Below are 18,828 nucleotides of genomic sequence, written 5' to 3'. Positions count from 1 at the left end.
GGGGAATCTTAGTTTTTTACAGAACTCTTCCAACTCTGATACTCGTACAGACTTGCTCTTCTTTCCGATGATCAGGTCGCGGCAATAAATTCGATAAGCTATATAAGCTGAAACGGTGTTCATTACTCGTCACGAAATTGTTATGTTCAATATCATGATAAATCTCTATCAAATACATAAAATCCACAGTCATGCATTTCCGTGAACGATGCTTGATATATCAGTTTAAGTACTGGATAATACCATTAATATACAGACAGTCACTTTTGCGGATTAAGGGGGAACATACAATGCAGGAATTTATATTTAAGAAGGATTATAGAAACAATGAAACACTTCGAACAAGTTTCTTCGAACTTGCTGCTAACACTTTTGATATAAAATTTGAAAATTGGTACCAACAAGGGTTTTGGGGAGAACGATATATACCTTTTTCATTTGTAGATGGAGACCAGGTTATTGCCAACGCTTCTGTTAACATCATTGAACTCATCATTCATGGGGAAAAGAAAAAAGCAATTCAAATCGGAACGGTGATGACACATCCCGATTATCGAGGGAAAGGACTATCCACTCGTTTAATGAACAAGATTTTAGAGGAATACGACAACAAGTACGACCTCATGTACCTTTTTGCCAATGAATCGGTGCTTGATTTTTACCCAAGTTTGGGTTTAAGCCTGTGGAAGAACATCTTTTTTCAATGGATTATAAGGCAAAAAAATCACCCGAGCCTGAGAACCTTCGGAAACTCGATGTTACTAACGCGGAGGATTTGCGCCTTATCCACAAATTTGCATCCGAAAGACTACCTGTTTCGCAGCATTTTGCAACCGATCATGCCCAGGGCATATTCATGTATTACTGCCTGAATGTTTTTAGTGATGATATTTATTACTTGGAAAATGAAAACGTCATCGTTATTTATCAGAAAGAAGACAATCATATTGAGCTCTTCGACGTTGTTAGCTTAAACGAAATGAATATGAAAGATATCTTGGATAAGATTGCAGATGAAGATACGGAGAAAGTAACCCTCCATTTCACACCAGATGCAACAGATCATATCGTTCTAAAAAGTACAATCACCAATGAAGGTTTATTTGTGAGAACCCCTGGTGATCATCTCTACCCTGTGCAAGTTAAACATCCGATTACTTCGATCGCTTAAAGACTTATGTAATAATGCCTACCACCAGCCTTACTTAAAAAAGATCAAAAAGGAGCAGGATTCCCCCTGCTCCTTCGCAATGTGAAACTTCTTACTCTCATCAAACGTAAATTCACAAGGTATAATGAAGTCAGATGACCATTCGGCATGATCTTATGACCATCATAATGAAGGAGGGGGACATTCGTGGCTTTTATCCCGTTAAACTGTCCCAACTGCAACGGAAGAATTGAATACAAAGAGGGTGAGATTTTAAAGTGTCCCTATTGTGAAACAGAGCTCTTATTGAAGCAAAATAATGTCTATTACGTAGACCAGACCATTAATCATTACCACGGAACGCCCCCTAAAGCACCGCTGAAGCAGGCTGTCTCCGTAAAGCTAATGCTGATGCTAATGTTAGTCCTAACTGGCGCCATCGGTACTTATTTTTATTATAGCAACAACTCCACCTATCCAAAAACAGAAGCCAATCTGCCTGTGCGAAAGATGCCCGAAAGCGAGGTTCTGCTCTCATTTTTGCGAGATATCTTCGATAAAGGCTCTGCCCTGCCTACCGAGGAGGAATTGGCTCGTCTTCGCTATTTAACCGTAGAGCATTCGGAGAATGATCAGTGGAAGTTTACATATAGCCTCTCCGATCCCTTCAGCGATGAACAGGCCGAGAAGATTACTTATGTTACTCAGGACAAGAAACTGAATACTCAGGAGATCAATCAGCGAGATTTTGAAGCCTTTACGGGACTGACGACGTTGGACCTGACGAATACCTATGAAATCTCCCAGACGGACCAAACCACTTTGGCTCATATGCCCGGATTAAAAAGTTATGGAGGCGCTTTTAACGAATCTTTCAGCACGTTTTCCGGCTACTTTGGCGACAAGTCCAAAGTTACGGAGCTTTCCACTCAGCTTCGCAGCAATCAGGAATTGGCCCTGCTGCTGGAATTTCCTAATCTGAGCTCTTTATCCATTACCTATGTGGATGAGTCCGTAACGGATTTCTTTCTGTTGAATAAACTGCCACTCAAGTCCCTGTCGCTCACCTTTGTCGATGAACTCGAATGGTTGTCGTCCATGACCGGGCTGTCATCCTTGTCCATACATTACAGTGAAGCTACAGACCTACAGCCGCTGTATGCCTTAACCCAGCTTCAGGAGCTTCAACTTTCCTATTTAACCAACGTAAAGTCCATCGACTTTGTGCAAAATATGCCTGCTCTACAAACGTTAGATATTGAAAATGTAAACTTCTCCAGTCTGGAGCGTCTGACCGACAAGACTTCCATCACGAAACTACGCCTGGCTTCTTTAAGCAAGCTCAGCTCGGTCAAACCCATCAATAGCCTATCCTCTTTGCGGGAATTAACGTTGTCCGGCTACTACGAGAATGCAGGAGCGCTGACATTGCCTAATGTAGAGCGGGTGGAAATTCCAAGCTCCTTTCTCACCGGGCTGAAAGCGCCCGCCGCAACCAGCCTGACGCTCCGTGGCGGAAGTGGAGAGTTGAATTTGGCGGCGCTTGGGAAATTCCCGAGACTTAAGCAGCTTTCCCTCTGGGAGATCAGTGAAATAACCCGCCTTCCCGCCCTGGACGGCTTGTCTCGCCTAGAGGCCCTAAGCATTTACGACTCGTCACTATATAAGGAGAGCGATGCTTTATTTCGTTTGAAGCAGGTCAGATCTCTGATGTGCTCCGAGTGCAGGCTGGATTTTGAACAAAAAGCGGCCGCGGAGAACAACGTGCTTGAACAATTGACCTTAGAGCAGCCTTATTTCAGCATAAACAACACCTCTGTTACTGAAGTTGACCAGATGATGCCTTACTTTGCCAACATGTCCGCTCTACGTTCTTTCACTATGCAAGACAGCAATCTGGATTCTCTCGAATTTATGAGTAACTGGCAGGCCATAGAAGAGCTTCATCTCGAGAACAATGCCATTTCCAATATCGAGACCCTAAGCCAGCTGCCTAATCTTCAAAAGGTATATCTATCCGGTAATTCCGTACAAAACAAATCCGTACTTGGTACGGGTGTGCATGTGTATTAATTAAACTTACTCCAGAATTACTCACAAATTAATGAATGGTATTGAAACAAAGACAAGAAGGGGTTCGAGAATCATGAATAAATTCTCGAACCCCTTCTGTTTTTGTTTAGCTTCTAACCAACATCGCCACTGACTCCACGTGGACCGTATGCGGAAACATGTCCACCGGCGTCACCTCAACCGTGCGATACCCGCCATCCTCCAATACACGCAGATCACGTGCCAACGTACTCGGATTACAACTCACGTACACCACGCGCTCCGGTTTCATCTCCAGAATCGTATCCAACAAACGCGGATCGCAGCCTTTCCGCGGTGGATCGACAACGATGACGTCTGCTTCAATGCCTTGTTCTTTCCAGCGTGGGATGACATCTTCGGATGCACCCACTTCGAACTTCACGTTTCGCATCTCGTTCAACAGTGCATTGCTGCGTGCGTCTTCGATCGCTTCAGGCACGATCTCAACCCCGTACACCTGATCCGCATGTTGCGCAAGGAAAAGAGAAATCGTACCGATGCCGCAATAGGCGTCAATTACCGTCTCTTTACCGCTCAGTCCTGCGTACTCTACCGTCTTCCCATAAAGTACTTCTGTCTGCACCGGATTCACCTGATAGAACGAACGCGCCGAGATGGCAAACTGCACATCCCCGATATAATCATAGATTACATCACGGCCCCACAGGACGCGGGTTTCATCGCCGAAGATAACGTTGGTCTGCTTCTTGTTTACGTTCTGGCAAATGCTCGCCACATGCGGGATCGCTTCACGGATACTGCCAATCCATTCGTCCTTGTACGGAATGTCGCGGCCATTGGTGACGAGAACAAGCATCATCTCACCTGTACGAAATGCCTTCTTCACAACCACATGACGCAGCAAACCGCGGCCTGTCTCCTCGTTGTAAGCACTAATCCCGAAATGGCTACCGATCTCCTTGACCTTCGTGACCACTTCATCATTATGCTCATGCTGAATGAGGCAGTTATCCATATCGATGATCCGGTGACTTCCTTTGGCGTAAAAACCACCTACCAGACCACCCTCGGCTGCACCGATAGGCACCTGTGCCTTGTTGCGATAGCGCCACGGCTCGTCCATACCCATGGTAGGCAGCACACGAATGCCCTGTTGCTCGGCACCTTCCTCATCCTCCACCATCACGTTCAGCTTGCCGATCCGCTGCAAATTATCCACCACCAACTGGCGTTTCCAGGCAAGCTGTCCGGCGTAACTCATATGCTGGATTTGGCATCCGCCGCACTGATCGTAGATCGGGCAAGGCGCGGAGACACGATCCGGGCTGGCCTTCACGATCTCCAACAGTTTGGCGTAGCCGTACTGCTTTTTGGTCTTCATCACGCGTACGCGGACGGTTTCACCCGGGAGCGCGCCCTGCACGAACAACGTGTATCCATTGGCACGGCCGACACCTTCACCGTCATGGTTCATACCGATGATGTCGATGACGGTCTCTTCATTTTTGCTGACAGGAAGTCCTTCGATTGGTGCAGATTCACGTTCCCGTCCCTTCGGACGAACGGCAGAAAGAGATGCGCCTTGTAGCCGCACCTCTTTCCCTTGCTGACGTGTAGATGGACGAGATGATTTGCTCGGCTGACGGGATGCTGAAGCATTCCCTTGCCCCTGAGAGGCAGCCGAATTCCGGCGGTTTTTTCCACGACCGCTGCGGTTCGTATTAGACAACGTACATTCACTTCTTTCTTCATATATGTTCATCCCTTGCGCAAGGGAAATTCCATTCATTTTCAGGCACCATGAGATTATACGTGATCCCACTGCACACAGCAACAGGAAATCACATTTTCTCCCCGATCCATACTACGCTTAACGATACAACATCAGGTGATGACGCAGATTCTTGAATGTCGCAGGCAATGTGCCGCCCAACTCGCCATCCAAATTCAACTGAACATAGCCCGGCGATGTTACTTCCATATAATCCGTTTGGAAATGAACAACTTTCTTGTCATTCAGATGTTCACCACGCAGCGCAAGGGTTACGAGGCGAATCATGTCAGCCAGATTACATTTGCGCACACCAATTACATCGAACAATCCATCATCAATGGTCGCACCCGGAGCCAGCTTCTCGAAGCCCCCGACAGAGTTTGTATTGGCAATGAGGAACAGCATGAATTCATCATGAATTTCTTCCTGACCCGCGGCACGGATAACCAGCTCCTGAGGAGACAGGCTCGCCATTTTCTCAATACCCTTCATATAGTAGGCGAGCTGCCCAATCATCGTTTTCAGACGGCTTGGCACCTCATAGGTCAGTTCGGTTAACGAACCCCCGCCTGCGATATTGATAAAATATTTATCATTCGCCTTGCCCAGATCGAGCGGACGAAGCTGCTGGTTAATGACCAGATCCACGTAATCTTCCCACTGTCTCGGAATGCCCAGCGCACGCGCAAAATCATTCGTCGTTCCCAAAGGAAATACACCCAGTGGAGGACGATTCTCCCGCTCGGCCATACCGTTAATGACCTCATATAACGTACCGTCGCCACCAGCGGCAATAATCATGTCATATCCGCGTTCGATCGCCAGCTCCGCTTCCCGGGTCGCATCTCCCTCACCCGTTGTTGCGTGACACGAGGCTTCAATACCACCTTGATCCAAACGCTGCAAAATATCTGCCAGACGTTTCTTCATTTCTTCCCGGCCTGAGGTCGGATTATATATCAAGCGAGCTTTTTTCATCTCATACGCCACCTATTCCACATTATCCATGAGTCTGAACGACCTCATATTCTTACTATCTGAGAGTGACCGTAGTCGGGTATCATTTTACACAATGACTCACGTCCGTTAATCCTGCCCCAACACTTTTTCTCTACTTATATATATGCATAAGGAATTCCGTCTCATTCCAAAGCCTTTATGTACTATCATATCATCAAATGTGAAGATGTCCTAGCCTGTGATACATAAGTAATTATTTTCATATCGATTATAGCGAAATTTACATTTGGATAACAATAACGATACATCCTAGAGAATTACCTCGTTCCAGCAATGGCCATACAATGGAGTTTAAGCTCTCTGTTCACTTCCGAACTTGTCTATCCTTTACAAAATAAACCTCTGGCACTCCTCTTGAATCTAATCCTATGAATTTGCTGTCATTTATAACCATCCATAACCATTCTGCCCGCTTGGGCCGTAAATAGTCTTATCCCCTCTCAAATCATGAGGACAACCATATCCTGCAAAAAATTAACAAAAACTAGAACGAGATGACAAATAAAATGAAACCTTTTCCAATATAGTCTTAGTGCATCCTTAACATATTCCAATATCCTACCCATGAAGGAGATCACCGAATGAAAAAACTTGTATTATTGCTTTTGGTTTCGCTCTTGGCCTGTATTCCCTTTGTCACAGCCGTTGAAGCGGCGGTCATTAACCATGATCAGGTTGTCGGATTCCAGGAAGCAACTCCCGTCACAGTCACGCAAATAGCAGCCAAGCGTTTCCAACCCTACTTAAAAGTCTACCATGGATGTGTTCCATTCCCCGCCGTGGATCAACAGGGCAATACCAATGCAGGCTTGCAAACCTCCGGTTCACCTAATGGAAATTGCAGCTCAAGTACAGGCCAAGTCTACTCCCGTTCGGCATGGCATAATGGCGTATGGGCGATTATGTACGCATGGTACTTCCCGAAAGACTCCCCTTCCTCCGGCCTCGGCCATCGTCATGACTGGGAAGGCATCGTAGTATGGGTAGACAATCCCGCAGCACAAAATCCTCAAATCCTCTCCATCGCCTATTCAGGACATGGGCAGTTCACGAATGTTGCACCAAGTAACACGAACCTGAACGGTACTAATCCTTTGATTAGTTACAATAGTACCTGGCCTCTAAATCATGAGCTTGGTGTGACTGGAACCGTGGGTGGAACGCAGCCTTTGATCGGCTGGGATGATCTGACGTCTGCGGCACGCAATGCTCTGAATACGACCGATTTTGGCAGTGCCAATGTTCCGTTGAACGATAGTAATTTTACGAACAATTTAAACAATGCCTGGTTTAGATAAAAAAAGTAAAAATCCCCTTCAAGTAGACCACAGAACTTGGAGGGGATTGTTTTTGCAACTACATTTAGTTTATAAGCCAATCTTTCTGCCCGCTCGGAGCTGTTTATACCAAAAATATACGGTGCAGCCCACACAGTAACCGAGCAATGCGGCACTTGCAGCCAGGAGAAGCATCGACGAGAAAATATAACCTGCTACCTGCCAACCAAGGCCGAATGAGACAAGTGCCAGCGTGAGAAACAATATGGCCAGAACATTGTTGAAGCGTTGCAGTTCCACTGCCTGTGTCTCTGTCCCTTTTCCCGTTAACACGGCCTTCCCAATCTGCACAAACAGATTAAGCTTGCCTCCAGATGCCAGACCGACAACTTGGATGATCCATAACGCTCCCAGAATTAACGGTTGATTGAACAGAAATGACAGAACAACAAATAGGACAATCCCAATCTGGTTTGCTTTGACATAGCGCATAGGCACTTCCCGCATCTGCATATCTCCTTATCCCCATTTTATTAGTTGGTTTAATTGTAGTCGGGATCGGGACTTTGAGCAATAGTCATCTCATTTGAGATCAGAATATTCTTTTTTGAGCACATCCCAATGAGGAGTAGGCGTGTTAGTAGCCTTTTTCCAATCGGTAAATGCATCATTTAAAGCCTCGATCTCCCCAAAGGAACCGGCAACCAGTTTATAGATCGGAAGCATACTGTAAATCTTCAACAGAAGATAAAACATCCGTTGATGTTTGCGAATCAGTTTGGCCTGAATCTCCGGTATAATTGTTATGCCCATAGCCTCAAGCACACTAAAGCCCTCATCCATCGCCCCAATCATATGCTGAATTTGCTTTCTGCTTCCTTCCAGCTTGATCATCTCACGCTTCTCATTAAAGCTCACCGCATTAAGCATCAGAATGGGCACAATATGGCTTTTCAGCCAGGCATCGATATCGTTCAGGTAATTCAATTTGTATTTCGTCTTCTCAAAAGCTTGATCCAGTATGGATTTAAAGGTAATCTCGCCGTCCAGCCCACCAATCACCATTTGCCCGCTTGCTCCACCAATGGATAACATACGGTCTTCCTGCCTCCGCCCGCCGCTGACCTGGAAACCAAAGGCGACCTTTTTCTCCACCTTGCTATTTTCCTCCAAAAAGATTTGCATGCTACGTGCATCTGCGTTATTGCCGACGATCACTATGTTTCTGCTCTGATTGGCAGCCAAAATAGGCAGCACCGATGGGAAATCGTTATACTTCATAACCACGAAAATAAGATCATAGTTATCGTTCACTTCCAACGTACGGGTTACCCGAACTGGATCTATGGTCGTTTTAAACTGAAACACATGACGAATGACAATACCATCCCTCTCCAGTTCCTCTGCCCGTTTCCCTCTAGCCAGAAGGGTAACGTTATTTCCCCCACGTACCAGAACCTGCGCCAACTGACTGCCCAGAACACCTGCGCCATATACTAATATATTCATTAGTTATCCCTCTATTTCAATTTTTATGGATATTCGTTGCTTTATCAACATTTGTTGATAAAATAAGAGTAACAAAGCAGGTGCAACGCTTCAATCGCTAAAATATCCGTTATTGTTGAATAATCAACGAATTGATCCATATTGTTGAATACATCAAAGGAGGAGCCATGGACAGACGAGTTGTCAAAACAAGAAAAGCCATAACCGATGCCTTTATCGGGTTGTTAGAAGAGCAGGATTTCGAGCAAATTACGATTAATGAGATTGCTGATCGGGCCAATGTGAACCGTGGTACCGTCTATTTGCACTACACGGACAAGTTTGATCTGTTGGATCAAAGCATTGAGACGTATTTGCAGCAACTGGTGGAGAGCTGTATGGTGGAGAGTCCTACAACGCCTATGACTGTTAGGGAGGCGTTGCTCCGAACCTTCCGTTACCTGGAGCAGCACGCCCCTGTTTATACCACGCTATTAACCCAAAAAGGGATTCCTGCCTTTCGAAACCGGCTGATGAAACTTCTGATCCAGGGAGTGGAAGAGCAGATTGATGCATGCGGTATTCACAAGGGAATCAACAGGGAAATCACTGTGCAATTTCTTGCCTGTGCTACCGCTGGCCTGTTGGAATGGTGGATCATGAATTCCATGCCTTATCCAGCCGAACAGATTGTTGAAGAATTGATGTCTTTGCTGGAGCTTCATCTGATTGTTCCCTCTTCGATAAAGATGACCGGACCAACACAAAAACGCCATCACGTGAAGTGATGACGTTTTTTTCTATTTGCAAGCTGGGGAGCCTGTCTCTTTTGGAATTGCCCCATTTAATCTTGAAAATCAGCATTTACCGATACTTCTTTCCATTCCTCGAATTTTTTCAGTTGCTCTGTATATTTGTTCACCACGGTATGGTAAGCATCCGCTCCAAGCAACAAGCGAAGCGGAGGCTCTTCCAACTCAGCGATGCTAACAATTGCTTCTGCAGCTTTTTTGGGATCTCCGGGTTCTTTTCCGTGGTTTTCGGCATTTACAAACGGTGAGATGAGTTCCTCATACTCCTTAATCGCTGATTTTGTTTTAGCGGCTGAGCGTCCGGACCAATCAGTACGGAAGTTACTTGGCTCAACCAACGTTACATTGATTCTAAACGGCGCAACCTCTTGGGCCAGGCTTTCCGATATCCCTTCAACAGCATATTTAGTACCATTATAGTAACCCACGCCAGGAAATGAAGCTAAACCTCCAATGGAAGATATATTGATTATATGTCCCGAGGACTGGACTCTCATATAAGGTAAAACCGCATTAGTCATATGCATAAGACCCCAGAAGTTTATTTCAAACATTTTCCGAGTTTCGACTTCATCGGCTTCCTCTATGGAGCTAAAGTAACCAACTCCGGCATTATTGACAAGTACGTCAATTCGGCCAAACTTCTCTATCGTGGCATTCACTGTTTTTTCAATCTGATCAGGCTTGGTAACATCAAGCTCCATAGCCAGAACTTTATCCGTATTTCCACGGACAAGGTCAGTAATTGAATCCAGATTTCTTGCTGTGACAACAACATGATAACCTGCTTTAATCGTTGCTATTGCAAGTTCTCTGCCGAATCCAGTGGAACATCCAGTGATCACCCAAACGCTTGGTTTACTCATTACACTCTCTCCCTACGATTAAAATTTTCGATGCAAAAAAATTCTAATCCTTAGAGTATTGTCTAAGTCAAACTTCTGGATGTATATGCTCCAACGCATTCATTATTTTGAATATTGTTTTGACTTAGAGTACACTCTAATCTCTACAATCATGAATATCTAATAACAAAGGTGGCTTATACATTGGGATATACAATTAGTCAGGTTGCAGATAGAACAGGATTAACCGCACATACATTACGCTTTTATGACAAGCAAGGCTTATTGCCCTTTGTTGATCGTAATCAGGCAGGTAACCGGGATTTCAAAGAAAGTGATTTTGAGTGGCTTGCAGTGATTACTTGTCTGAAAAAAAGTGGTATGCCCGTGAGAAAGATCAAAGAGTACGTCGATTGGAGCATAGAAGGAGACGCTACATTAAAGCAGCGTCTTGAAGTATTTGAAACACACAAAAACGTTGTTCTGGAGAAAATTGCTGAACTGGAAACGTATTTGGAGAAAATAGATTATAAGATTTGGTATTACAAAACAGCTATTGATTCTGGAACGACAGCGATTCATTCACAAAATAACTGTGTATGGACAGAAGAAGAGTCATTTCAAGAGTAACTGTTGCTAATATTACCTCGTCAGGGACTACACTAATGATTGAATGAACAGGAGATCATATGTTGCTGAAACTCCCCCCTGTATGCTGAACTTATCCTCGTACTCTTTATACATGTTGGTGAATAAACGTCGTAAACTATACACAGGAATCGCTGCTGCTTCTGAAGTACTGGCTCCCATTCCTTTAACCGAATACAGAAAATCTCTTGCCGAAGCATACTTTTCCATATGAATTGAATGCTCACAATGGACACCAGTATATCCGGATTCGTGGAGCATGGTTTCCCATTGAGCAGGCGATAGAAACGAAAGTCCATGCCGCTGTGGTTCCATCCCGTTGGCACGATAAACTTCATCAAATGCCTCATGCATTTCACGAAATGTATCAGGCCCGAAGGTCGTAAATATGAGCAAGCCCCCAGGTCGCAGCATTCGCCGTAGGTGACCCAGTGTTTCCTGCGGCGAACTTAGCCATTGAAAACAGGCGTTAGAGACGATGATATCCACAGAGCACTCCGGAGTATTTACGGCCCACATTTCGATATCTGCTTGTAGAAAACGTAAACGATCCGTTGTAGAATTCCCATTGCCTGGATGCTCTACTGATCGTAACCGCTTTGAAGCCACTTCGATCATCTCGGGTGCAATATCAAGTGCAGTAATATTTGCACTAGGCCATTCATTTACCAGGATTTGAGTCAAAGCCCCCGTGCCACAACCAATTTCGAGAATGCTCGGATCACTTAATAACCCTTTGTTCTTCCATTCTGCGAGGGATCTTCCTAACTGATCAGCCATAGAACGCTGAATATGAGCATGTGCATCATAAGAAGTGGCACTACGGTTAAATTGGCGTTGAACAGCACTACTTCTTCCAAGGGTCATGCCACCATCTCCTCCATTCATCAGCGATGTGTACTTCCTTTTCCAAAAAGGGTGCATGCCCGCAGCCGATAAATGTAATTAACTCGGCTTGAGGTAAATGAGCTGTAAGCTCCAAGCCAGCACCGTAAGGACATATCCTATCCTCAGTCCCGTGAATAAGAAGAACCGGACAATCGATATTGGGCAATTGAGACAAACATTCCTCTCTTCGTAAAATCTGAAGACCTGCAATTAGTGCTTGCGTTGTCCAGCTACCCATAGGAGGTAGACACTCAGCCAGACCTGCCTTCCATTCATGCTCTGTAAACATCCTTTGACGAAAATTGGCTTCAACTTCATGTCGATCCTTTAAAATCCCTTTGATCATCTGCCTAACATAGGCATCTGCTATGCCGCGGTCCAACTCTTCTTTCGGGCGGGTAAAACGAGCCGTTGCACCGAACAGCACAAGGCCATCCACGTAACCTTTAGCCGCTAGTCTGAGCGCGAGTAAGCCACCCAGCGACCAACCTGATATTAGAAGCGGACCGTGGAGCACTCTCTCTCTAGAAGAGGATTCTTCAATGCATAACATGTCTCTAACTGCTGTTTCAGTTAAACACAGCATTTCTTCTGGAGAATCCGCAGCACTATAATCTACAGACATATGACGAAATTCAGGCAATAACAGGCGAAGATGGTCAAACACCGCATCTGGCATGCTCCATCCCGTTAGCCATAATATGGTTCCACTTGTCTCCTGCTCGATTTGCAGCGGACTATTATCCAAGGCACTCATGAACTCAGTACCCCCAACTGAAGCCCGATTTCACTGATTTTTGCGCTGGCATCATTCAGCTCCATAGGGGTATGGTCGGCCGATAAGGAGAAGCGAATTCGTGCTGTGCCATCAGGAACGGTAGGCGGACGGATAGCGACCCCAGCAATACCGCCTGCTTCAAGTGCCTCACTGAAACGAAGAGCCCTTTCATTATCACCGACAATTACCGGTACAATAGGGGAGTCCCCGGTCCCAACGTTAAATCCGGCATCACTAAGCGAAGAACGAAATAATTGACCTGCCGAGTAGAGGCGTTCGCGGCGCCAATGATCTGCTTGTACCAGACTTAACGCTGTTGAAATACCAGCTACGAGAGAAGGCGGCAATGCCGTTGAATAGATAAGCGGTCTTGCTTTGTTAACGAGAAAGCGGATTAACGTTCGGCTGCCGCAGACATAAGCCCCATATAAACCTAATGATTTGCTAAATGTCCCCATATGCACATCCACATCATGATGCAGACCAAGCTTAAAGCAAAGTCCTTCCCCCCTTTTCCCGTAGATGCCCCCGCTGTGCGCCTCATCCACCATCAGCATGGCCCCGTATTCTTGTTTGAGCGCAACGAGTTCTTCCAAATGTGCTTGATCACCATCCATTGAAAAGACAGCATCCGTAACAATCAACTTACGTCGTTTATCCCGATGTTTGTTCAATAATAGCTTTAGATGTTCCATATCATGATGTCGGTACCTGGCATGTTCTGCGCGGCTCAGCACAATACCGTCCACGATGCTGGCATGGTTTAATTGATCACTAAAAACGACATCACCCCGGCCCACGAGTGCACGAATGACACCGGAATTAGCCATATAACCATTTGCAAAAACAAGCGCGGCTTCACTATGCTGCCAAGTGGCCAGCTCTTCTTCCAGACGGCCATAAAGCGGTCGATTCCCAGTAACAAGCCGAGATGCGCCAGAACCTCCCCCTTCGGCAAGAAGTGCCTCGCGAATTGTATCGATGATATCAGGATGCCGAGCAAGTCCCAGGTAGTCATTGGAGGCCAGGTTGAGGAGCACTTGGTCTCCTCTCCACGTATAACCAGGACGATCTGGAACCGCGGCACTGTCACGCAAGTAACGTTCATTGGAGGCATCAGCCAATAACGCAAGTTCATTTTCCATCCAATTCATAGTCTGTACCGCCTTAAAGTGCATTTAACTCAATCTCAAAACCCAAATCTTCAATCATTTGATGATCATTCGATATTTCCTGACCTGCTGTCGTTAAATAATCACCTACAAAGAGTGAATTTGCGGCATAAAGTGACAAAGGCTGCAACGTACGGAGGTTGATCTCGCGTCCACCCGCAACACGAATCTCTTTAGATGGACAAATGAACCGAAATAAGGCCAGTACCTTGAGCGCCTTCATGGCCGGAGTGCGCCCTGCTCCTTCCAGAGGGGTCCCCGGTATCGCATTCAGGAAATTAATCGGAATTGAATCCGCATCAAGCTTACGGAGTGCAAGAGCCATCTCGACAATTTCCAGATTACTTTCACCCATACCGATAATGACACCGGAGCAGGGGGACATGCCGTATGCTTTAACCTTTTCCACGGTTTCAATTCGCTGGTCATAAGTATGCGTTGTGGTGATCGACGGATAATTGGCCTTGCTTGTGTTCAAGTTGTGATTGTATCGGTGCACGCCTGCTTCAGCCAAGCGTTCTGCTTGACCGTCCTTCAAGATTCCCAGACACGCACAGATTTTAAGTGGCATTGTTTCACGGATTTCTTTTACCGCCTCTACCACTTGATCCAGCTCCTTATTCGTGGGACCTTTGCCTGATGCTACAATGCAATAAGTTCCGGCTTTACGCGCCATAGCTTCATGTGCTCCCGCAAGCAGCGTTTCTTTGTCGAGCAAGCTGTATTTTTGGATGGGTGCGGTCGATACGATGGATTGTGAGCAATAACCACAGTCTTCGGGACAAAAGCCGCTTTTGGCGTTGATGATCATATTCAGCTTCACTTTTTTGCCGTAAAAATATTGCCTCACTTGGAAAGCCGCTTGCATCAGCGGCAGTACCTCATCGTCCCTTGTTTCAAGCACTGCAAGTCCCTCTTCAATTGATAAACATTCGCCATTCAACGATCGATTCGCAAGCGACGACCAATTCAGATTAGTTACCGTTGTTTTCATCTTCATTTCTCCTCCATGAATTGAACTGTTAATGCCTGTCTGATCGGTGTTAACTGGATCTTCTCTTGAATCACCTGGATCAACATTTCCGTATTTAATTCGTCCCTCAAGCGGGGAAAACGCCCAAGAAAGGGGATGCCGCAATAACGTTCAATCAGCTCCGCGTTTGTTGTGATACTGGAATCGTTATAAATCTCGTCATATTCACCATCGTTCAGAATAAAACCTACGATCGGAATCCCGTGCTGCTGCAGGTACGATACCGTAAGAAGTGTGTGATTAATCGTACCCAGACCTGTCCGCGCAACGATGAGGGCCGGTGTTCGAAGCTCCGAGATTAAATCCACGACAAAAGAGTCCTCGGTCAGAGGAACAGCGACTCCCCCTGCCCCTTCAATAAGTACTGATTCATATCGATCTGCCAGCGGCTGACCAGCCTTAATAATCTCCTGTAACGTAATATCCATTCCATGTTGCTTGGCAGCGAGCAGCGGGGTCAGTGGGGCTTGGAATGTAAATGGCGCCACATCCTCGGCACACTCATCAATTCCGGTGTATTTCAACAGGCGTTCCGCATCGGTTTCTCCGCTCCCAAGAAGTGCACCGGATTGCACAGGCTTCCAGACGCCTATATTCCGCTCTTCAACACGAAGCGCAGCAACAAGAGCCCCTGTAACGATGGTTTTCCCAACCCCTGTGTCCGTACCTGTGACGAACAATCCGCGGATTACATTCATGATTCAAAGCCACCTTCGGTGATGTCAAAAATGGATTGCATCAAGATATCAATCATGGCTTCAAGCTCAGCCTCTGTGCTGGCAAGAGGAGGAATGAACACAACAACATTGCCAAGTGGTCTCGTAAGCATGCCAAGCGCTCTGGCCCGCTCCGTTACACGAACGCCGATGCGTTCGGCCCAATCATACGGTTCCCGAGTTGCTTTATCCCGTACAAGCTCAATTCCTAACATCAGTCCTTTTTGCCTGATATCCCCGACGTGCGGAGAATCTTTAAGTACTGAGAGCTTCTGCTCTACAAAAGCCGCCTTTGCTCTTACACCTTCCACCAGGTTGCGCTCTTCAAATAGTTTCAAGTTAGCCAAAGCTACGGCGCAGCCGAGCGGATTACCTGTGAAGGAATGACCGTGGAAAAATGTTTTTTGCTCCTCATAATCGGCATAAAACGCGCTGTACACCTCATCTGTTGCCAGTGTCGCTGCCACAGGTAAGTAGCCGCCTGTAAGACCTTTGCCTATCACCATCAAATCAGGTGACACTTCTTCGAGGTCACAAGCAAACATAGCACCTGTCCTACCGAAGCCTGTCGCCACCTCATCGGCTATGAACAGTACATCATATGTACGGCAAAGAGCTGCCATCTCGCGCAGACATCCCTCTGGCATAATGAGGATGCCGCTAGCTCCTTGCACAATTGGCTCCACGATAATAGCCGCGATTTCATCTGCACTGGTTTCAAGTACATTACGTAATGCGGTTAACGTAGCTTCCATGGCTTCCCGTTCGCCGTCCTCATGTCGATAAACGTAAGGATATGGAATGACATGAGTAGGAAACAGCATCGGACGGAACACATCATGGTACAACGGAATTGCACCGACACTTACCGCACCAATCGTATCTCCGTGATAGGCTTGATTCATCGTAATAAACTTCGTTTTACCGGTTTCTCCTCGGTTCTTCCAGTATTGAAATGCCATCTTCACTGCGATCTCGACACCGGTTGCTCCTGAATCGGAATAAAATACTTTATTTAATCCCTCTGGGGAAATCTCCACTAGTTTCTCAGCAAGTTCAATAGCTGGCACGTTAGCCATTCCGAGTAACGTAGAATGTGCAACACGTTCCAACTGATCCGTTATGGCTTGGTTCAGCTCGGGTATGTTATGTCCGTGAACATTAAGCCAAACCGAGGAGAAGCCATCATAATAAGCACGTCCCTGGACGTCATACAGCATGACGCCTTCGCCTCGTTCAATGATGAGAGGATCGGAGTTATTGTAATCTTTCATCTGCGTAAAAGGGTTCCATAAATGAGCCTTATTTATAGCTGCAAGCCGTTCATAATGTGTCACAAGTTATCACCTTCCGTAAGAGCTTTTCAATTGTTAACCTAAAATATTTATTTAGGTTAACAATTGAATGTTGACATCTTATCAGACAAAAACTTTCCTGTAAAGAGAATCATTTCAGAGTTAGAACCCTCAACCTCCACTCTGTCTCCGCGGATTGAACCCGAAATTTGGCTTCGTAGAGGGTTTTGCCTAATACAAAAAAACACGCCTAAATCGGCGTGTTTTGTCTAAAATACATACAAAAACAAAAAAACGGCATCTCTGCCGTTTGTGTTTAAGCTATTGTTAGAGATAACGGGAATAATCGCTAGCAGCGATCAGTTTTTCCTGAATTAAACCTTAACCTCATTACATTTTCCAGTAAAAGTTGAATTTGACGCTCCAGCCACGTTCCTAATAGCGGATGTGGAAGCAGCGTCTCACCACTATATGCATAATCCAGTTCCTTCAGTCGGCCCGGGATCACCTTCATGGTGAAATAACCGGCACTCAAAAACAGCGGCGCCACAATAACCCGGCTCCCCCGCTCTTCACTCCAGTATTTCGCCTTGTCGTACACACTATCCGGATTTAGCAGCGCATAATCGGTATGAGCAACACCGCTGACTTCATGCACCCGCTCTGCGAGTGAAGAAATACCCGCTTCCCATCGCTGACGGAATCCATCGTGAATACTCCCATGTCCAATTAACAGGATCGTCTCCTGTTCTGGTTGCTGCGACAGGGCCTTTACCTTGTCCCAGACCATGACCGCAATATCCGGGTCGTTATCCACAGGATAGCCGAAGTGGATTTGTGCTTTCACCTCGAATGGTTCCAGATCCGTCTCACGCTCCGGAGCGTCTTTGGCACCTATGGCATACTCAATCTCATCCACATGTGTACTACCGGATGAAACAAACAGAGGTACGACCAATATATCGGTAACTCCCTGTGCTTCCAGTCGGTTGATACCGTCCTGAATCAGGCGTCCTTCCACAAGTTCAAGAAACCCGGCTTCGACGGGCAAGGGTTCAGGCAGATTCAACCGGGAGACCGCGTCATCGACGGATTCAACCCAGGTTTTCTCCTGAGAACCGTGACTAATGATGAGTACACCCGGTTTCTTCATCCTTAACGTCCCAGGCGTTCCAGCGTCATTTTATAACCGTCATTACCGTAGTTCAGGCAGCGTTTTACACGAGAGATCGTGGCTGTACTTGCACCTGTCTCAGCTTCAATCTGGTTATAGGTATTTCCTTTGCCAAGCATACGCGCTACTTCCAGCCGCTGGGACATGGATTGAATCTCGTTTACCGTGCAGAGGTCATCAAAAAACACATAACACTCTTCAATATCTTTCAGAGTCAAAATAGCCTCAAATAATTGTTCAATGCTTTTATCATTTAGCTTTTTCAGCTGCATTTCATCATCATCCCCTAGCGGTTACTGTGTACCTTCATTGTACCCAGCCTGAGTTGGTATTTCAAGCGTTAACGATTTCACGCACTACAGAATAAAAATACATGTTACCGCTTTCATATAGCATTAATGTCCTCCCTGCGCGCACAATCCCGCTCTATCTCACGATTTATCCCATTTTTCACCGTATTTTTCCGATTAAATATGTAGGAATTATTACATTTAATATGTGACAATTTTGTGTCTAAAGTATATAATTCCACTGTTAAGCTATCATCCACTCCTGCGCCCAAATCCGCAAATATCCCGTTTTGCGGGATACTCGCCTACGCCGTCTCTCCGCTAATGACATACAGTATAGCAAAAGGGAGTTCCGACTCGGTCTGTTATGCACGTCCAGCAGCTGAAGGAACGCAATTCCGAAATCCAACATA

19 protein-coding genes are annotated in these 18,828 nt (G+C 46.0%); 6 read left to right on the top strand and 13 right to left on the bottom strand.

Annotated elements, in window-relative coordinates; all coding sequences use genetic code 11:
* Positions 1 to 290: 290 nt before the first annotated feature.
* From DC345_RS25620 to DC345_RS25615, 3 genes are all read left to right on the top strand, one after another.
* Positions 291 to 872, top strand: coding sequence for a GNAT family N-acetyltransferase (locus DC345_RS25620; protein ID WP_258530806.1), 582 nt, complete (start codon positions 291 to 293; stop codon positions 870 to 872).
* Between the two features lie 26 nt (positions 873 to 898).
* Positions 899 to 1,171 (top strand): hypothetical protein, encoded by a 273-nt coding sequence (locus tag DC345_RS32270; protein ID WP_258530805.1) that lies wholly within the window; start codon positions 899 to 901, stop codon positions 1,169 to 1,171.
* Positions 1,172 to 1,456: 285 nt separating this feature from the next.
* Entirely contained in the window at positions 1,457 to 3,223 is a 1,767-nt protein-coding gene (locus DC345_RS25615; protein WP_258530804.1) for a leucine-rich repeat domain-containing protein, read from the top strand.
* Positions 3,224 to 3,329: 106 nt separating this feature from the next.
* Here the strand turns inward: DC345_RS25615 and rlmD are convergent, their stop codons facing one another.
* On the bottom strand, positions 3,330 to 4,967 hold the full coding sequence (rlmD, locus tag DC345_RS25610) for a 23S rRNA (uracil(1939)-C(5))-methyltransferase RlmD (RefSeq protein ID WP_113055691.1): 1,638 nt from the start codon (positions 4,965 to 4,967) through the stop codon (positions 3,330 to 3,332).
* Positions 4,968 to 5,075: 108 nt separating this feature from the next.
* Positions 5,076 to 5,957: a diacylglycerol kinase gene (locus tag DC345_RS25605; protein WP_063568189.1), complete on the bottom strand. Its 882-nt coding sequence runs from the start codon at positions 5,955 to 5,957 to the stop codon at positions 5,076 to 5,078.
* A gap of 623 nt (positions 5,958 to 6,580) precedes the next feature.
* Between DC345_RS25605 and DC345_RS25600 the strand changes: the two genes are divergently transcribed.
* Entirely contained in the window at positions 6,581 to 7,297 is a 717-nt protein-coding gene (locus tag DC345_RS25600) for an NPP1 family protein (RefSeq protein WP_113055611.1), read from the top strand.
* Positions 7,298 to 7,366: 69 nt separating this feature from the next.
* On the opposite strand, the gene DC345_RS25595 is transcribed toward DC345_RS25600, so the two are convergent.
* Positions 7,367 to 7,783 carry a DUF4395 domain-containing protein gene (locus DC345_RS25595; RefSeq protein WP_113055610.1) on the bottom strand — a complete coding sequence of 139 codons (417 nt, stop codon included), beginning with the start codon at positions 7,781 to 7,783 and terminating at the stop codon, positions 7,367 to 7,369.
* A 75-nt stretch (positions 7,784 to 7,858) separates the two neighbouring features.
* Positions 7,859 to 8,785, bottom strand: a complete 927-nt coding sequence (locus DC345_RS25590) for a ketopantoate reductase family protein (RefSeq protein WP_113055609.1) — start codon at positions 8,783 to 8,785, stop codon at positions 7,859 to 7,861.
* Positions 8,786 to 8,952: 167 nt separating this feature from the next.
* Here DC345_RS25590 and DC345_RS25585 point away from each other — a divergent pair, with 167 nt between their 5' ends.
* Positions 8,953 to 9,552 (top strand): TetR/AcrR family transcriptional regulator, encoded by a 600-nt coding sequence (locus DC345_RS25585; protein WP_113055608.1) that lies wholly within the window; start codon positions 8,953 to 8,955, stop codon positions 9,550 to 9,552.
* 56 nt (positions 9,553 to 9,608) lie between these two features.
* Here DC345_RS25585 and DC345_RS25580 read toward each other — a convergent pair whose 3' ends face one another.
* Entirely contained in the window at positions 9,609 to 10,442 is an 834-nt protein-coding gene (locus tag DC345_RS25580) for an oxidoreductase (RefSeq protein WP_113055607.1), read from the bottom strand.
* A 183-nt stretch (positions 10,443 to 10,625) separates the two neighbouring features.
* Here DC345_RS25580 and DC345_RS25575 point away from each other — a divergent pair, with 183 nt between their 5' ends.
* Positions 10,626 to 11,051 (top strand): MerR family transcriptional regulator, encoded by a 426-nt coding sequence (locus tag DC345_RS25575; protein WP_113055606.1) that lies wholly within the window; start codon positions 10,626 to 10,628, stop codon positions 11,049 to 11,051.
* A gap of 27 nt (positions 11,052 to 11,078) precedes the next feature.
* Here the strand turns inward: DC345_RS25575 and bioC are convergent, their stop codons facing one another.
* The 8 genes from bioC to DC345_RS25535 all read right to left on the bottom strand — a co-directional run bounded on the left by bioC (position 11,079) and on the right by DC345_RS25535 (position 18,397).
* Complete coding sequence (bioC, locus tag DC345_RS25570; RefSeq protein WP_113055605.1) at positions 11,079 to 11,936, bottom strand: malonyl-ACP O-methyltransferase BioC; 858 nt, start codon at positions 11,934 to 11,936, stop codon at positions 11,079 to 11,081.
* A complete protein-coding gene (locus DC345_RS25565) occupies positions 11,917 to 12,714 on the bottom strand; it encodes an alpha/beta hydrolase (protein WP_258530802.1) in 798 nt (265 codons plus the stop codon). The genes bioC and DC345_RS25565 overlap by 20 nt, the downstream gene beginning before the upstream one ends.
* A complete protein-coding gene (gene bioF / locus DC345_RS25560) occupies positions 12,711 to 13,889 on the bottom strand; it encodes an 8-amino-7-oxononanoate synthase (protein WP_113055604.1) in 1,179 nt (392 codons plus the stop codon). The genes DC345_RS25565 and bioF overlap by 4 nt, the downstream gene beginning before the upstream one ends.
* Before the next feature lie 13 nt (positions 13,890 to 13,902).
* Positions 13,903 to 14,901 (bottom strand): biotin synthase BioB, encoded by a 999-nt coding sequence (gene bioB, locus DC345_RS25555; protein ID WP_113055603.1) that lies wholly within the window; start codon positions 14,899 to 14,901, stop codon positions 13,903 to 13,905.
* Positions 14,902 to 14,903: 2 nt separating this feature from the next.
* A complete protein-coding gene (gene bioD, locus DC345_RS25550; RefSeq protein ID WP_113055602.1) occupies positions 14,904 to 15,638 on the bottom strand; it encodes a dethiobiotin synthase in 735 nt (244 codons plus the stop codon).
* On the bottom strand, positions 15,635 to 16,993 hold the full coding sequence (gene bioA / locus DC345_RS25545; protein ID WP_113055601.1) for an adenosylmethionine--8-amino-7-oxononanoate transaminase: 1,359 nt from the start codon (positions 16,991 to 16,993) through the stop codon (positions 15,635 to 15,637). The genes bioD and bioA overlap by 4 nt, the downstream gene beginning before the upstream one ends.
* 307 nt (positions 16,994 to 17,300) lie before the next feature.
* Positions 17,301 to 18,104: a sirohydrochlorin chelatase gene (locus DC345_RS25540; RefSeq protein WP_113055600.1), complete on the bottom strand. Its 804-nt coding sequence runs from the start codon at positions 18,102 to 18,104 to the stop codon at positions 17,301 to 17,303.
* 2 nt (positions 18,105 to 18,106) lie between these two features.
* The gene (locus tag DC345_RS25535) at positions 18,107 to 18,397 is read right to left on the bottom strand and encodes a YerC/YecD family TrpR-related protein (RefSeq protein WP_017690665.1); all 291 of its coding nucleotides are present in this window, start codon (positions 18,395 to 18,397) and stop codon (positions 18,107 to 18,109) included.
* Positions 18,398 to 18,828 lie beyond the last annotated feature (431 nt).

This window comes from Paenibacillus taichungensis (genome assembly GCF_003287275.1).
Taxonomy (GTDB): domain Bacteria; phylum Bacillota; class Bacilli; order Paenibacillales; family Paenibacillaceae; genus Paenibacillus; species Paenibacillus taichungensis_A.
Note: the sequence above shows the minus strand (reverse complement) of the source record. Positions and strands in the feature narration are given on the sequence as shown.

Excerpts from the sequence above, each read along its gene's own strand:
- DC345_RS25585 (WP_113055608.1), top strand. The coding sequence starts at position 8,953 with ATGGACAGACGAGTTGTCAAAACAAGAAAAGCCATAACCGATGCCTTT.
- bioB (WP_113055603.1), bottom strand. The coding sequence starts at position 14,901 with ATGAAAACAACGGTAACTAATCTGAATTGGTCGTCGCTTGCGAATCGA.
- DC345_RS25540 (WP_113055600.1), bottom strand. The coding sequence starts at position 18,104 with ATGAAGAAACCGGGTGTACTCATCATTAGTCACGGTTCTCAGGAGAAA.
- bioC (WP_113055605.1), bottom strand. The coding sequence starts at position 11,936 with ATGACCCTTGGAAGAAGTAGTGCTGTTCAACGCCAATTTAACCGTAGT.
- bioD (WP_113055602.1), bottom strand. The coding sequence starts at position 15,638 with ATGAATGTAATCCGCGGATTGTTCGTCACAGGTACGGACACAGGGGTT.
- DC345_RS25600 (WP_113055611.1), top strand. The coding sequence starts at position 6,581 with ATGAAAAAACTTGTATTATTGCTTTTGGTTTCGCTCTTGGCCTGTATT.
- DC345_RS25620 (WP_258530806.1), top strand. The coding sequence starts at position 291 with ATGCAGGAATTTATATTTAAGAAGGATTATAGAAACAATGAAACACTT.
- DC345_RS25595 (WP_113055610.1), bottom strand. The coding sequence starts at position 7,783 with ATGCGGGAAGTGCCTATGCGCTATGTCAAAGCAAACCAGATTGGGATT.
- rlmD (WP_113055691.1), bottom strand. The coding sequence starts at position 4,967 with ATGAACATATATGAAGAAAGAAGTGAATGTACGTTGTCTAATACGAAC.
- DC345_RS25590 (WP_113055609.1), bottom strand. The coding sequence starts at position 8,785 with ATGAATATATTAGTATATGGCGCAGGTGTTCTGGGCAGTCAGTTGGCG.
- DC345_RS25535 (WP_017690665.1), bottom strand. The coding sequence starts at position 18,397 with ATGCAGCTGAAAAAGCTAAATGATAAAAGCATTGAACAATTATTTGAG.
- bioF (WP_113055604.1), bottom strand. The coding sequence starts at position 13,889 with ATGAATTGGATGGAAAATGAACTTGCGTTATTGGCTGATGCCTCCAAT.
- DC345_RS25605 (WP_063568189.1), bottom strand. The coding sequence starts at position 5,957 with ATGAAAAAAGCTCGCTTGATATATAATCCGACCTCAGGCCGGGAAGAA.
- DC345_RS25565 (WP_258530802.1), bottom strand. The coding sequence starts at position 12,714 with ATGAGTGCCTTGGATAATAGTCCGCTGCAAATCGAGCAGGAGACAAGT.
- DC345_RS25580 (WP_113055607.1), bottom strand. The coding sequence starts at position 10,442 with ATGAGTAAACCAAGCGTTTGGGTGATCACTGGATGTTCCACTGGATTC.